Source organism: Leptolyngbya sp. AN02str (assembly GCF_050565595.1).
Taxonomy (GTDB): domain Bacteria; phylum Cyanobacteriota; class Cyanobacteriia; order Elainellales; family Elainellaceae; genus Kaiparowitsia.
The window spans coordinates 1-13,433 of record NZ_JBNXVR010000074.1; the positions used below are offsets into that span (position 1 = coordinate 1).

The window sequence follows — 13,433 nt, forward strand, 5'->3', positions numbered from 1 at the left end:
ACATGAAGAGACGATTATTGAAGACTTCTAGCGTTGGGGCACTAGTGGTTGTCCCTCCAAACTGCCGCCAACCGCTCCAGTTCGTGGCTAACGCATCTGTCGAGTAACGGAGATAAATTTGATTATCCGTCCCTCGGTGAACTTGATAAAGCCTGCCATTAAAAGCTTGCAAATCAGGAGCGCTAAGGGTAGCGCCTCCATCTTCATCCCAAGCACTCCACGACGTACCTAATGAGTCCAAGGAGTATCGAGTATAGATTCTATTGTCTTGTCCACGATGTGATTGATAAAGTCTGCCATTAAAAACGGCTTGAGCCGTTTGTGACATCTCAACGGTAACTTCTTCCCCACCCAAATTAATTACTGCTTGATCATTATCTGTATATAAAGCAGATAATTCGCTTCCGCTTAATGAAATCCCTCTAACGAGTGCCGAGAAAATTTCCCCTTCATCCCCAGCACTGTCCACGGGATTGATCAGATCATCAACAAAGTGTCCGACCTCCTCCAAAAGAACACCAACAACTCCTGCAATATTGCAAGAAGCTTGAGCTTGTTGAAGCAAATTATCAGACACATAAATCGTCTGGGTCGAACTTGCAAAAGCTCCATTGGCCTTATCCAGCTGATCTAGGTTCTGGATTTGAACATTTGGAAGATCGTGGAAGTTGCCCTCCTTCCATCGCTGAATTAATGCTTCTGCTGTGCGGCTATCATAAGATGAGCCAAAGGATTGACGAAGTATGTTGGAGAATCCTGGCTCTGCAGCATTGATCGTCAATAACTTGTAAGCTTCCTGCTGAGCTAGCTGAAGGACATTTGGCAGGCTATTGTCTGCATTTTCAATATGCATGGGATTAACTTTGTAAATAGTAAATACTTAGCGTGAGTCAACCCGTTGCCGTTACATCAATCAGGGATAGCTTGCTGCCGACTTCTCAAGACTATATTTTGAAGGCCAAGAAGCACTTTTTTAGTTCATCTTAATGAAGATGGAAGTTGATGTATCTGACAGTGAACCTGATGAGGGATTCGCGTCACATCACAACAATATGTTTAATTCCATCTTGATTGCAGTCTAGATTTATCTTTACTGATTTGAGAGATACATGCTGTCAAGATTGAATGAAGAAAGCCAGAAGCTTACTACCCGATTCTACAGATAGTGAAAATGCTTAGAGGTGGTTTGAAAAGTGGCAATTAGGCTAAATGTCTAATTACTATTGCGGTGTGTCCCATGTCCTGCAACATTCCACTGAACAGAACGATCTCTTTCGATTCAAGGCTGGGAAATATAGCTAGAGTCGCATCTGCTGCATCATGCCTCGAAACATTGTCTTCGCTCTGCTCATTGCCCTGCTCCCCATTCCCGTTGCCGCTCAACTCTCCTCAGTCAGTGTCGTTTCAACAGGCGACGGAGACACCCTGCGCGTCAATCATAATGGGCAGACCGTTACGGTTCGTTTGGCCTGTATCGACAGTCCTGAATCTGACCAGCCTGGAGGCTCAGCTGCATCTGAGCGATTGCGTCAGATCCTGCCTCGCGGTCAAGCCATTCAACTGATTTCGGTCGATACCGATCGCTATGGCAGAACGGTTGGGGTCGTGTTTGCCAATCGTCGCTCGGTCAATTTGCAAATGGTGAGAGAGGGGCACGCTGTCGTTTATCACCAGTACCTTTCCAACTGCCCAAACTCCAGCAACGACCTATTAGCCGCTGAAGCAGAGGCTCGTGCTGCTCGTCGTGGGTTTTGGGCACAACCCAATCCCGTCATGCCCTGGGACTGGAGGCAAGGAACTCGTCCATCTCCCCAATCCAGCACACCGCCACGACCCGCTTCATCCCCGACAGCACCTCGCCCTGCGGCTTCGGTCACGCCATCTCCCCGCGCAACCCGTAATTGCGAGCCCTCTTATCCCACGGTTTGCATTCCTCCTGCACCCCCTGACCTCGATTGTGGTGACATTCCTCATCGTCGCTTCACCGTCAGGCAACCTGACCCGCATCGTTTTGATGGTAACCGCGATGGCATCGGGTGTGAACGCTAATTCACTGGAACTCAAAATATCACTCAGAACCAGTTGAGGCGATCGCGCTCGTTCACAACTGATATCCTCGATCTAAGTTCGAATCTGGATTTAGAGGGCGATTGCTCAAGCACCAGAGATGAACAGTTGTACGGGGCACCCAAAGATGAAAGGCTAATTCGCCTCAACGAGTTGCATGTTATTTGACAAGAAGGGTCGGAGGGCTTGCAAATCTTGCTCCCACTGTGCTTTGCTTTCCTCTTGGAAGATCTGCTCTAGCCCCATTTTGAGCCGCACAACTCCCTCTTCATAGGACACTAAAACATCAAAGACTTGAAAGCGAAACTCTGTTGAGAAGGAGGAATCTGGATCAGAGAAGTAGCGAACAACCTCCGATGGATCTAGTCCGTACATTACCCATCGCGCTTCAAAATGAACGGCTACGGCTTCCCAGGTGGATTTTTTGCGGCGATCGCCAAATTTCTTCACCTCTTCCCGAAAGAGGCTATCAACGATAGGGGTTCCTTCCACAGCACAGAAAACGTTCCAGGCTCTGTACGTTTCTTCCTTCAATTGATTCAGTTTCATCGCCCCTTCCGATTCCAAGAGAATTAGCCCCTTATCCAGGAGAAGAATCCAAAAGCTAGCTTGCCTCAACAAGTTGCATGTTATCCGATAAAAAAGGGCGGAGAGCTTGCAAATCCTGCTCCCACTGCGCTCTGCTTTCTTCCTGGAAGATTTGCTCTAAGCCCTTCTTCAGCATCCGTACCCCTTTCGGGTACGACACTAAAACATCAAATATTTTGAAGCGAAATTCTTCAAAGAACAAATCTCCTGGCTCGGAGAAGTAGCGAACGATATCTACGGCGTCTAAACCATACATGATGGAACGAGCCTCAAAATGAACGGCTGCCGCTTCCCAGGTGGATTTCTTGCGGCGATCGCCAAACTTCTTCACCTCTTCCCGAAAGAGGCTATCAACGATAGGGGTTCCTTCGACTCCACAAAAGACCGTCCACGCTTTGTAAGTCTCTTGCTTGAGTTGATTCAGTTTCATCGCCCCTTCCCCTTCCGATTCCAAGAGAACAAGCCTCTCACCTCGCTGATGCCTTCTGAAGCACTCTGCTTTAACTGGCTTGGGCCTTGAGCATCATTATCCTCTATTCTACGCCTGGCTGCTATATCCCCCACCGTCAAGGCTTCTTGAGCATCGGCAGGGAGTTTAGAGCGATCGCTATCATAGCCTGTCGCCTCATCAAGTTCTCTAGGTGAGCACCCCAGCATTCCTTGAGTCACAATGGTATTGACTTCTCGATAGGTTTGTTTCTCTGCACCACGAGCTTTAAGCTCATCCTTTAAGCGCTTATTCGCTGTGACTCCTGTATACCGCCCATCTTTCGACGGCACAGGAGTGATCTCCCCTGTGAGCAAGTCCGGTTGGCTCACCTCAGAATTTTGTCGCCAGTGATCAAGCCACCCCATCGCCATACCTCTCTTTGTAGAAAATAATTTGAGTAGTATATGTGTTTTGTCGCTGGCCTTCAATGAGGCTTCAGAGCATTGCATCGTGGCGTAGCCAATCATGGCGTTAGCCATTTGCAAAATATTTTGCCCACAGTCTAGCTAGCCTGAATAGAACCGCTCCGTACCCCAATAATTCATTAGAGAAAGCCACAGTCCCAAGCAAAATAAAGCGGTTGCGGAGTGGGATGTAGACACCTAGCAAGAACCCAAGGGCAAGCAGAGCGATCGCACCCACGATTAGGTCGATTGGGGGCAGGGTGAATCGTTGAGGAGTCCCAGCTTTTTTGCCAGTTCCACTCGGGCAGAGTCGGTAGCCTGCATCATACTGCCTATCTCTGCGATCGCAAGCTCAGTACCCAAACGAGAGCCCTTTTGAGCGGCATGCTGCTTGAGGGCATCCTGAAGCGCTTGGTCGTTGCTGACAAACTGTTGCAGCGTGCTATTGAGGCTGGTAATGGCTTCGGTTAAGCGCTCTGTGGAGTCCAGGACCGTGAGGTTAAGTGGGGCAATGTCGTGGACTGGAAGGGGCACTTTGGAGGGCTGAAGGGTAATTGCACCCGATGTGACAGCAGCAGCGGGAGGTTGGGATTGCGCGATCTGGTAAGCAGCGACCAGATCCGGGTTTTGCTCCCAGAGTTGGGCTTTCCAGGCGTCAAAGGGAAGGCCAGAGGTGCGATAGGAGCCCATGAGTTCGATGCAGAGCGAGGTATAACGCTCATCAGGGAGCTTGAGATCGCGCTCAGTGAACCAGGGGCAGGCATCTTTCACCTTTTGGAACCACTGCTGCACCGATTTACGGGAGACGCCATAGTGCTGAGCGATCGCTTTAGTGAATTGGGGTTCGGTGGGGCACCAGAGGGTGGGGTGGACATTCGTACCACCTTCGTGGGAAGTGGCAGGGAGTTCGCTGGGAGCATCTAATGGGGGTTGCACCCCGGTTCCCTGCGAATGGGTAAACGCATCTGTCATCGGCTGAGATGTCGATACATCAAGGTATTCACTCATATTCGTAAGCCTGTGTTTAAGGGGTTTGGCTGGAACTGGCGAAGAGGTAGGAAGTTCGTGCCCAGTTCCTACGAAGCATGGTAGCATAATCAGAAGCTTATAGAAGCAAAAAGCTTCTATAAGCTTCTTGTGAAGATTTTTTATCTGGAGGGCATACGATATGAGTCAGGAGCTAATCATTGATGCTGTTGTGGGACAAAAAGATCGCATTTCTATTGATGTCAGTGATTTGAGGCAGGAAATTGAGACATGCCGAAGTGATGTGGCATGGACAGAGCTACCTTTATCTGCCAAAATTCGAGTTCTCATCAAAGAGCGTCTTGAGCAGCTGCAATCAATCAAAGATCAAGAGAGATGAGGGCCGATTTGAGATGAGCAGCCCTAATTCACCCGTTGATCTGATAGCAATGCAATCGGTAGATGCCCAAGTGGACGCTCTTTTAGAGATGTACTTGGTTCATAATCCCGACTCTCCTGTTCGAGAAATTGTAGAAGAAGCAATCACCAACCCAGACGTGCTCGTCAAAATGCGAATGCTGAACGTTCTAATGACCTTGGGTTAAGTGAGCCAAATAAAGTTTTAAGCCTTACAAGATCTAAATACCCTTGCATCTAATGCAACCGAAGCCAGTCCCAAGTCTGGTTAAGAAATGCAGAGGGAAGCAATGTGAAAGCGATCGCTGTGTCCTGAGAAAACTAAGCGATCGCCTTCAACTAAACCCTTATGTAGGTTACTCATCATGATACCAAAACATTCTCGACGCAAGTTCTATCTTGCGCCCGATCAGCTGTTCAGTGCTGGATATCGCGATGGCATGCATCGCCGCGCACCGCATCCGCAGTTTCAAGACAACGCTTGCTATCTAAAGGGATATGCGGAGGGGTGTCGTTCCCTGCCAGATGAACCCACCATGATTGTGTTTAGCTTTTAGACGGGAAGCCGCGCGCTCTACCCGATAGGGTGAGCGTCGGGATGAGAGGCGCGTGAGTCGAGGTACGTTGCCCGACCAATGCGAAGCGAGGGAAGGCAACAGTGCCGAGACGAACACACTATCTATCGGTACCAGGCAGAGAACTGATATAGAAGCGAATCACCTCTGCCATGCTCAACCCTTTTTTGTCTGCATAAGTTTTTAACTTATCCCACTCTTCATCTGTAACTCGAATATTTAACCGCTTTTCCCTTGCCATTGTGATGCCGTTTGGTAGTACAATAAGAGTGTAAATCATCTAGATTGTTATGGCAAAACATAAGACGGCAGAAAGAGTGACTGTTTCCTGCCCTGGATGTGGAAGAACTCAAATGGTCAGAAAGTCAAAAGTTGTCCCTTGCAACTATTACACCTGTAGTAGAGACTGCAAAGCTAACCCTGATTGGAAGCATCCAGACAAGCCCCAAGGATTTATCCATGTCTACCATATGTGCGCTGCTGGCGCGTTCACTGGGCATGAGTTCAGACCTGCAACTGAAGAGGAGCAGGGATCGGTTAATCGGGCTAAGTTGATTGCTATGGCTGGGCTGCGCCAATTGTCGGAGCAGAACTGATGCGAATTGCCTACCAGTATCGCCTACTGCCAACTTCTGAGCAGCGCGCTGAAATGTCGCGCTGGCTTGATATGTTGCGATTGCAATATAACTGGATGTTGGCGAAGCGGTTTCAATGGTGGGAAGAAAATCGCTCATCCGTGAATGCCTGTCCATTGGTTTGCCATCTTCCAGAGCTGAAAGACCAGCCCGATTACTACAGCCAGAAACGCTCCCTTGTTCCTCTGAAGCAGGATAGACCCTGGTACAAAGACATTCACTCCCAGGTGCTTCAGGACATGGTGAAGCGGGTCAAGTTGGCGTTTGACCGCTATCTTAGTGGTGATAGCAATGGCAACCGAAGCGGCAAACCTCGTTTCAAAGGCAAGAACCGCTACCGCTCATTTACCTATCCTCAAGCATCGATTGAATGGATTGACGGCAGCAAAATCGAGCTACCCAAACTTGGGGTATTCAAGGTCATTTGGCATCGTCCTTTACCGGATGGCTTCAAGATCAAAACTGCCATCGTTACTCAAAAAACAGACGGTTGGTACATCACGCTGACGCTAGAGGATGTATCTGTTCCCGAATTCACTTCAGAGGTTGAGCCAACGGCAGATAACTCTATCGGGATAGACCTGGGACTTGAAAAGTTTTTGGCTGACTCAGAGGGGGAATTTGAGCCAATTCCTCAGCACTTCAGGAAGTCAGAAGAGAAGCTTGCACGATTGCAACAGAAGGTATCGGCTGCCAAGAAAGGGAGCCGTGCCCGAAAGCTGCTCGTTCGCAAGGTTGCCAAGTTGCATCAAAAGATTGCACGGCAACGAAAACAGTTTCATTACGAAACCGCGCAAAAGGTTCTCAAGAAAGCCGATGTGGTGTTTGTTGAGGATCTGAGCGTGAAGAATATGTCTAGACGTGCCAAACCTAAACAGGACGAAACAGGTAAGTTTCTTCCCAACGGTCAGTCTGCAAAGTCTGGACTGAATAAGAGTATTGCTGATGCAGGTTGGAGTCAATTCGTTGACATCCTCACGTTCAAAGCTGAAAAAGCTGGTTCGAGAGTAGTCAAAGTAAACCCCAAAGGAACCTCACAGCATTGCTCAAATTGCCTAAATCGTGTTCCGAAAGAGTTGTCTGACCGATGGCATTCTTGCCCACATTGCGGTACTGAACTCGACCGGGATACTAACGCGGCAATTCTTATCAAAAAAGTAGGCTTGGACATCGGCTTACTCAAAAACGCTCAACCAGCTTCGGCTCGGAAGAGAAGCCCGCGCTGTACCGCCTAGGCGGTCAGCATCGGGAGTATGTCACCAGGAATGAGAGTTTGGATGCTGCACTCCAGTCGCTTCACTGTTGGGAGCAGGATCAATCGTGCTTTGGCTTTGGCACGGTCTCGTTGAGTTACGTCGAGGCTCAATGGATTGTGCTGATATCGAAAGACCTGCATGATGCAGCACTGCCCTTCTAATACTGCCTTCACCCATTAGTAGCGAAACGCAAGCGCATTGAGCTTTGGGGCTCATGCGCTTGCTGCCTCCCTTTAAAGCCCACCGCAGTTGTGGGTCAGTTTCTGATGCAAATTTCAACTCTAGAGGTGGCTGCACGCATCGATAAGCAGCCACCTCACACGCCTCTATTTCTGGGAACATCGCTGATGATCGATCTCCTTGAGTTCCCAGAACTCGGTTGGATTTCCACCTACCTCATGCAGCTCAATGCTCTCACTCAAAAGCGCGATCGCGTGACTGGAGCGATCAACGCGCTACTGGCAGAAGGAGACACCTACCGGGATTGCTGGATTGAAACCTATAGCAAAACGAAGAACGGAAAACAGTATGAGTATCACCAACTGCGGTGGCTGACGGGAGAACGGAAACCATCAGGCCAACCCAAAGTGCAGACCAAGCACCTCTCCCGTCGTGCAGTCGGGAAGGTACGAGGGGCGATCGCGCGAGGGCAGCAGGTGGAAGTGCTGGAGCAGCAGAGGCAGCAGGTGGAGCAGCAGATCTCCAAACTCAAGCGCTTGGCTCAAGCACCTGGTAGACGGTTGAAACGCAATGGTGGAAGCAACCATGAGTTCTAAAACTTTAGAAGCCAACTCCATCCCTATCCCACCGCAACTAGCGGGATTGCTCAAGCAACGGCTGGGTCGATCTGGTACCGGGTTTGATGAGGGAGCATTCTTGCAGCAGTTGCATTACTGGACGCACAACTCGCAAACAGCCGGATGGATCGTTGATGGAGTGAAGTGGGTCTACAACTCGCTGAAGTCCTGGCAAGCCCAGTTTCCCTGGATGAGTGAGTATGGTTTAAGGAGGGCGATCGCCAATCTTAAGAAGCTAGGACTGATCCAAACGGCTCAGCATTGGATCACCTCCTACAGACGAGTCATGTTTTACTGCATTGACTACGAGCAGTTGGAAATATTTTTTAGAGACGTGTGCGATCAGTTCACACATCGAGGTGTGAACAGTGATCACGTCGATACGTGTTCATGTCACACGTCATATTCAGAGATTTCCTCAGTCACTTCTGATTCAGAGCAACAAACGGTTGTTGTTTCACATGATCTTGAAAATATTTTTTCAGTGTCAGAGCGAGATTCAACCCTTGATGTAGAAGTCAAAGAGGCTGAAGAGGACGTCATTTCCCCAGCCAGTTCTGGGAGCAATTCAAGCACTGAAGATGCAATGTTTCCAGAACTAGTGGATGCGGTGACTGAGGCGGTAAGGGAGCCGTTACCTCTCATGTTAAAGCGGGCGATCGCGCAGCATCCAGAGCGAGTTGAAGGGGCAATTCAATATCTCAAACAGCAGCAGCAACGGCGAAAGATTGAGAACCCTATTGGCTATCTCTACACTGCGATCGCTCAAGGGTGGCAGGTCTCTGTGGCTGCTGAGAAGTCAGCAGTCCCCCAAGGGTTTCGGCAGTGGTTTGATTGGGCCAAGGCACAAGGGGTGGCGATCGCGGCCATGATGATAGATGGTGAGCATCATACGCTTCACGTAGAGCATGGCTGGATGCTGACCAAGCAGGTAATGCAGGACTATCCAGCTTTGGTAAAGAGGTAACTTGCTTTTAAGGGGCTTTCTACCTCTTCGGCAGTGTATGCCTCATGGCATTTTTTGGCGAGCAGGGAAATATCATCATTACTGAATTTCAGGCTGTTCAAGACTATGCTTCCATTCAATAGATTTCTTCAGCGAGTGGGAACGACTCCATGGATTGCTGTTCTCCTATTTGCGTTCGCTTGTCTTGGGTTTCCCCAGCGAGTGGAGACCGAACTGGTTGATCCGAATAGTGGTGAGAAGTTGAAGCGTTTCCATTCAATTGGTTTCCCCAGCGAGTGGAGACCCTATATCGACCCTGACACTGCTGAGGAGCTTGAAATCGCGTTTCCATTCAATTGGTTTCTCCAGCGAGTGGGGACACCACTAACGCCTGACGAGGTGCGCGATCGCGCCATCTCGTTGGCTGAGTTTCCATTCAATTGGTTTCCCCAGCGAGTGGGGACTGTGCTGCGGGCTCTGTTATCAATCTCAGTGCCAATAAATAGTTTCCATTCAATTGGTTTCCCCAGCGAGTGGGGACTTATCTGCTTTTCCTTCCGGGGTATCTAGGTATCCCTCTGGTAGTTTCCATTCAATTGGTTTCCCCAGCGAGTGGGGACAACTTAAGTAGTGATAAAGGGTATACGTGGCAGAACTACGTTTCCATTCAATTGGTTTCCCCAGCGAGTGGGGACGCTTGATTACATTCTCATTGGCAGATTCACGATTATAGTTTCCATTCAATTGGTTTCCCCAGCGAGTGGGGACTCGCGCAAATCGTTAATAATCGCACGTTTACCTTTTATGGTTTCCATTCAATTGGTTTCCCCAGCGAGTGGGGACTAAAAATAACCAATATCTATACAAACTTCTTAAGTCGTTTCCATTCAATTGGTTTCCCCAGCGAGTGGGGACACTGCAAATGGTGGCGATCGCAGAAACCACGATCATCAGTTTCCATTCAATTGGTTTCCCCAGCGAGTGGGGACCTTCGATTCAGTTCCTACGCTTCAGCGCTGGTTTGAGTTTCCATTCAATTGGTTTCCCCAGCGAGTGGGGACCTAACGTTTAGTGGATTGCCTGTTGCAGTGAGTTTGGCGAGTTTCCATTCAATTGGTTTCCCCAGCGAGTGGGGACTGGCTGTCTGAAAACAGCGACAAAGGCCAAGAGATTGTTTCCATTCAATTGGTTTCCCCAGCGAGTGGGGACATTACAGTTATCGATATTCGCTTCTTGCAAGCATGAAGCGTTTCCATTCAATTGGTTTCCCCAGCGAGTGGGGACCCCATGGCCTGTTAGCTACGTCTGGATTCGAGAGACTGTTTCCATTCAATTGGTTTCCCCAGCGAGTGGGGACTATTTGGCGAAACGTACGGCCTGTACACACCCATCATCGTTTCCATTCAATTGGTTTCCCCAGCGAGTGGGGACCCAAATATCTACAGCTCACCAGGAGCGGGGAGTCTATTGGGTTTCCATTCAATTGGTTTCCCCAGCGAGTGGGGACGGATTTGAATTCCCGCACGAACTCGCATCGGCAGTTAAGGTTTCCATTCAATTGGTTTCCCCAGCGAGTGGGGACTTAATCTAAAAGTTCAAAAAGGACTAGCCAGTAATTATGAAACGTTTCCATTCAATTGGTTTCCCCAGCGAGTGGGGACACCACTAAACCAAAACCATATGCTAAACCTATCCAATTTAGTTTCCATTCAATTGGTTTCCCCAGCGAGTGGGGACAATACTCCGTTTAGTTATGTTCATTATACGGGGGATAAAGTTTCCATTCAATTGGTTTCCCCAGCGAGTGGGGACAGAAGATGGTTTCGCAGGTGCAGTTCACGGCGAAGTGCGAGTTTCCATTCAATTGGTTTCCCCAGCGAGTGGGGACATCCTGAAGTAATTCTTAAGGCATTGTACCGAGCTAATAATGTTTCCATTCAATTGGTTTCCCCAGCGAGTGGGGACCGGATATGCTGCTCCTACTCGCCACGTAACTCAGCTCCGGTTTCCATTCAATTGGTTTCCCCAGCGAGTGGGGACCCTATGAATTTTGCAGCACTATACTTGTGTGGGGTTTTAAGTTTCCATTCAATTGGTTTCCCCAGCGAGTGGGGACTTTATAAGCCCGTTAAACCTCAAAAGGTTGTTACTATTAAGTTTCCATTCAATTGGTTTCCCCAGCGAGTGGGGACTACAGGTATTGAGAAACGGCTAGCTGGTAAAGAGGTTTTTCAGTTTCCATTCAATTGGTTTCCCCAGCGAGTGGGGACTTGATCATTGCTTTGTGGTATCACAGTTATTGCCCTATGGGTTTCCATTCAATTGGTTTCCCCAGCGAGTGGGGACTCTACTACCCTCCTACCAGTGACGAGGCGTGGCAATTTCAGAGTTTCCATTCAATTGGTTTCCCCAGCGAGTGGGGACTTGTCTCAACCTAAGATCTACGGCAATACCTGACTCGTCTCGAGTTTCCATTCAATTGGTTTCCCCAGCGAGTGGGGACCGAGTTTAACGATGAAGATTCAGCGATCAAATTCAGAAAGTTTCCATTCAATTGGTTTCCCCAGCGAGTGGGGACTCGAGGCTGACGACGGGGCCCTGTTGCAGATACCGGATCATGTTTCCATTCAATTGGTTTCCCCAGCGAGTGGGGACTTCTTCGGGGCGATAGAGAAGTTCATGTAAAATTACCGAACGAGTTTCCATTCAATTGGTTTCCCCAGCGAGTGGGGACTCGAAGTAGTAATCATAGCCCTCTTCTGCCATTTGGTTTCCATTCAATTGGTTTCCCCAGCGAGTGGGGACTCTGGATAATTTTGCCAAAACTCCTCTAACTGATTTGTTTCCATTCAATTGGTTTCCCCAGCGAGTGGGGACCCTATCTATGACTGAGATCAATAGCGCGATCGCACTTAAAGTTTCCATTCAATTGGTTTCCCCAGCGAGTGGGGACTCGCCTAAGAGCGAAAGAGAATGGCTGCTACTCACTCCAGCGTTTCCATTCAATTGGTTTCCCCAGCGAGTGGGGACCTACTCGATGAAAAATTTCGGGAAATTGGATGGATTAGAGCATGTTTCCATTCAATTGGTTTCCCCAGCGAGTGGGGACTTATCGCTGAAACTCTTTTGGAAACAGAGGAAAAGATGTTTCCATTCAATTGGTTTCCCCAGCGAGTGGGGACAGGCGGAAAATATAATCACCCTGTATGCGATGTTTTGAAGGTTTCCATTCAATTGGTTTCCCCAGCGAGTGGGGACTATGTTAAATTCAAAAACGCAAATCTAGAGGTTTTTGAAGGTTTCCATTCAATTGGTTTCCCCAGCGAGTGGGGACGTTTCCATCTTTGGGCACTTGTTGGGTTAAACGAGATTGTGTTTCCATTCAATTGGTTTCCCCAGCGAGTGGGGACTAAACCCTAATGGAGAAGTAGTAGCCTTTATCCGTCTGCGTTGTTTCCATTCAATTGGTTTCCCCAGCGAGTGGGGACTTGTTCAAGGTAATAGTATGAAAGCAGTTGTAATTCTGGTTTCCATTCAATTGGTTTCCCCAGCGAGTGGGGACTGGATTCTGTGCTGGTGTGACCCCGGCAAACCCTATGAAAGTTTCCATTCAATTGGTTTCCCCAGCGAGTGGGGACTACCGGAGGAACTGTGGCGCATCGGCAATTGATTTGTATGTTTCCATTCAATTGGTTTCCCCAGCGAGTGGGGACTTTGATTTGGAAAAAGTTTGTACTAAGTGTTCAATAGAGTTTCCATTCAATTGGTTTCCCCAGCGAGTGGGGACCTTTATACCAAGAGACGGGATGGAATCTCTTTTATTAGTTTCCATTCAATTGGTTTCCCCAGCGAGTGGGGACCCAGATACAGTAGTGGCACCTTGTAGTCGGATTGCTCATGTGTTTCCATTCAATTGGTTTCCCCAGCGAGTGGGGACATAGAAAACAACAAGTTCTCGTATAATATCGGAATTGCAGGTTTCCATTCAATTGGTTTCCCCAGCGAGTGGGGACAATTCTGGGGAAGCAATAGCCTCAGATAGGGGTAACAGAAGTTTCCATTCAATTGGTTTCCCCAGCGAGTGGGGACAATGGGCATTTTTGAGGGTTTCGCGACGCGAAACCCTCAGTTTCCATTCAATTGGTTTCCCCAGCGAGTGGGGACCTAAGTAGGGCGTGCTGAAAAAGTATTTCACGAGTTTTAAGAAGACAGACGGTTAAATCTTGGGATTCGCTAGAACTTAAGCAGCAGCCAGGGCGCATTGAGGATCGCGCCACTGCCGCTGCCATCGG

Annotated in this window: 14 protein-coding genes and 1 CRISPR repeat array; of the genes, 8 read left to right on the forward strand and 6 right to left on the reverse strand. The window is 48.8% G+C overall.

The genetic code is table 11. The annotated features are described in order from the left end of the window. Window positions 1–853 (reverse strand): hypothetical protein (locus ACQ4M4_RS28275; protein ID WP_430687807.1); only part of this gene is annotated, 853 nt, incomplete at its 3' end. Window positions 854–1,320: 467 nt separating this feature from the next. On the opposite strand from ACQ4M4_RS28275, the gene ACQ4M4_RS28280 reads away from it, so the two are divergent. Then, window positions 1,321–2,049, forward strand: a complete 729-nt coding sequence (locus ACQ4M4_RS28280) for a thermonuclease family protein (protein WP_430687808.1) — start codon at window positions 1,321–1,323, stop codon at window positions 2,047–2,049. 153 nt (window positions 2,050–2,202) lie between these two features. Here ACQ4M4_RS28280 and ACQ4M4_RS28285 read toward each other — a convergent pair whose 3' ends face one another. The 4 genes from ACQ4M4_RS28285 to ACQ4M4_RS28300 form a co-directional block, all read right to left on the reverse strand. Then, window positions 2,203–2,616 (reverse strand): hypothetical protein, encoded by a 414-nt coding sequence (locus ACQ4M4_RS28285; RefSeq protein ID WP_430687809.1) that lies wholly within the window; start codon window positions 2,614–2,616, stop codon window positions 2,203–2,205. 55 nt (window positions 2,617–2,671) lie between these two features. Next, window positions 2,672–3,085: a hypothetical protein gene (locus ACQ4M4_RS28290; RefSeq protein WP_430687810.1), complete on the reverse strand. Its 414-nt coding sequence runs from the start codon at window positions 3,083–3,085 to the stop codon at window positions 2,672–2,674. Continuing rightward, window positions 3,082–3,510: a hypothetical protein gene (locus tag ACQ4M4_RS28295; protein ID WP_430687811.1), complete on the reverse strand. Its 429-nt coding sequence runs from the start codon at window positions 3,508–3,510 to the stop codon at window positions 3,082–3,084. Before ACQ4M4_RS28295 ends, ACQ4M4_RS28290 begins: the two co-directional genes overlap by 4 nt. 279 nt (window positions 3,511–3,789) lie before the next feature. Beyond that, window positions 3,790–4,557 (reverse strand): hypothetical protein, encoded by a 768-nt coding sequence (locus tag ACQ4M4_RS28300; protein WP_430687812.1) that lies wholly within the window; start codon window positions 4,555–4,557, stop codon window positions 3,790–3,792. A 160-nt stretch (window positions 4,558–4,717) separates the two neighbouring features. On the opposite strand from ACQ4M4_RS28300, the gene ACQ4M4_RS28305 reads away from it, so the two are divergent. The 3 genes from ACQ4M4_RS28305 to ACQ4M4_RS28315 all read left to right on the forward strand — a co-directional run bounded on the left by ACQ4M4_RS28305 (window position 4,718) and on the right by ACQ4M4_RS28315 (window position 5,489). Continuing rightward, on the forward strand, window positions 4,718–4,915 hold the full coding sequence (locus tag ACQ4M4_RS28305; protein WP_430687813.1) for a hypothetical protein: 198 nt from the start codon (window positions 4,718–4,720) through the stop codon (window positions 4,913–4,915). A 49-nt stretch (window positions 4,916–4,964) separates the two neighbouring features. Next, a complete protein-coding gene (locus ACQ4M4_RS28310) occupies window positions 4,965–5,120 on the forward strand; it encodes a hypothetical protein (RefSeq protein ID WP_430687814.1) in 156 nt (51 codons plus the stop codon). A 177-nt stretch (window positions 5,121–5,297) separates the two neighbouring features. Further along, complete coding sequence (locus tag ACQ4M4_RS28315; protein ID WP_430687815.1) at window positions 5,298–5,489, forward strand: hypothetical protein; 192 nt, start codon at window positions 5,298–5,300, stop codon at window positions 5,487–5,489. Between the two features lie 118 nt (window positions 5,490–5,607). Here the strand turns inward: ACQ4M4_RS28315 and ACQ4M4_RS28320 are convergent, their stop codons facing one another. Further along, window positions 5,608–5,787, reverse strand: a complete 180-nt coding sequence (locus tag ACQ4M4_RS28320; RefSeq protein ID WP_430687816.1) for a plasmid mobilization protein — start codon at window positions 5,785–5,787, stop codon at window positions 5,608–5,610. Window positions 5,788–6,156: 369 nt separating this feature from the next. Between ACQ4M4_RS28320 and ACQ4M4_RS28325 the strand changes: the two genes are divergently transcribed. The 4 genes from ACQ4M4_RS28325 (at window position 6,157) to ACQ4M4_RS28340 (ending at window position 9,162) form a co-directional block, all read left to right on the forward strand. Then, on the forward strand, window positions 6,157–7,377 hold the full coding sequence (locus tag ACQ4M4_RS28325) for an RNA-guided endonuclease InsQ/TnpB family protein (RefSeq protein WP_430687817.1): 1,221 nt from the start codon (window positions 6,157–6,159) through the stop codon (window positions 7,375–7,377). Between the two features lie 38 nt (window positions 7,378–7,415). Further along, complete coding sequence (locus ACQ4M4_RS28330) at window positions 7,416–7,559, forward strand: hypothetical protein (RefSeq protein WP_430687818.1); 144 nt, start codon at window positions 7,416–7,418, stop codon at window positions 7,557–7,559. A 105-nt stretch (window positions 7,560–7,664) separates the two neighbouring features. Next, window positions 7,665–8,174 (forward strand): hypothetical protein, encoded by a 510-nt coding sequence (locus tag ACQ4M4_RS28335; protein ID WP_430687819.1) that lies wholly within the window; start codon window positions 7,665–7,667, stop codon window positions 8,172–8,174. After that, window positions 8,164–9,162, forward strand: a complete 999-nt coding sequence (locus ACQ4M4_RS28340; protein ID WP_430687820.1) for a hypothetical protein — start codon at window positions 8,164–8,166, stop codon at window positions 9,160–9,162. Before ACQ4M4_RS28335 ends, ACQ4M4_RS28340 begins: the two co-directional genes overlap by 11 nt. Before the next feature lie 247 nt (window positions 9,163–9,409). After that, a CRISPR array of direct repeats spans window positions 9,410–13,305; the repeat unit is 36 nt; unit sequence GTTTCCATTCAATTGGTTTCCCCAGCGAGTGGGGAC. Window positions 13,306–13,433 lie beyond the last annotated feature (128 nt).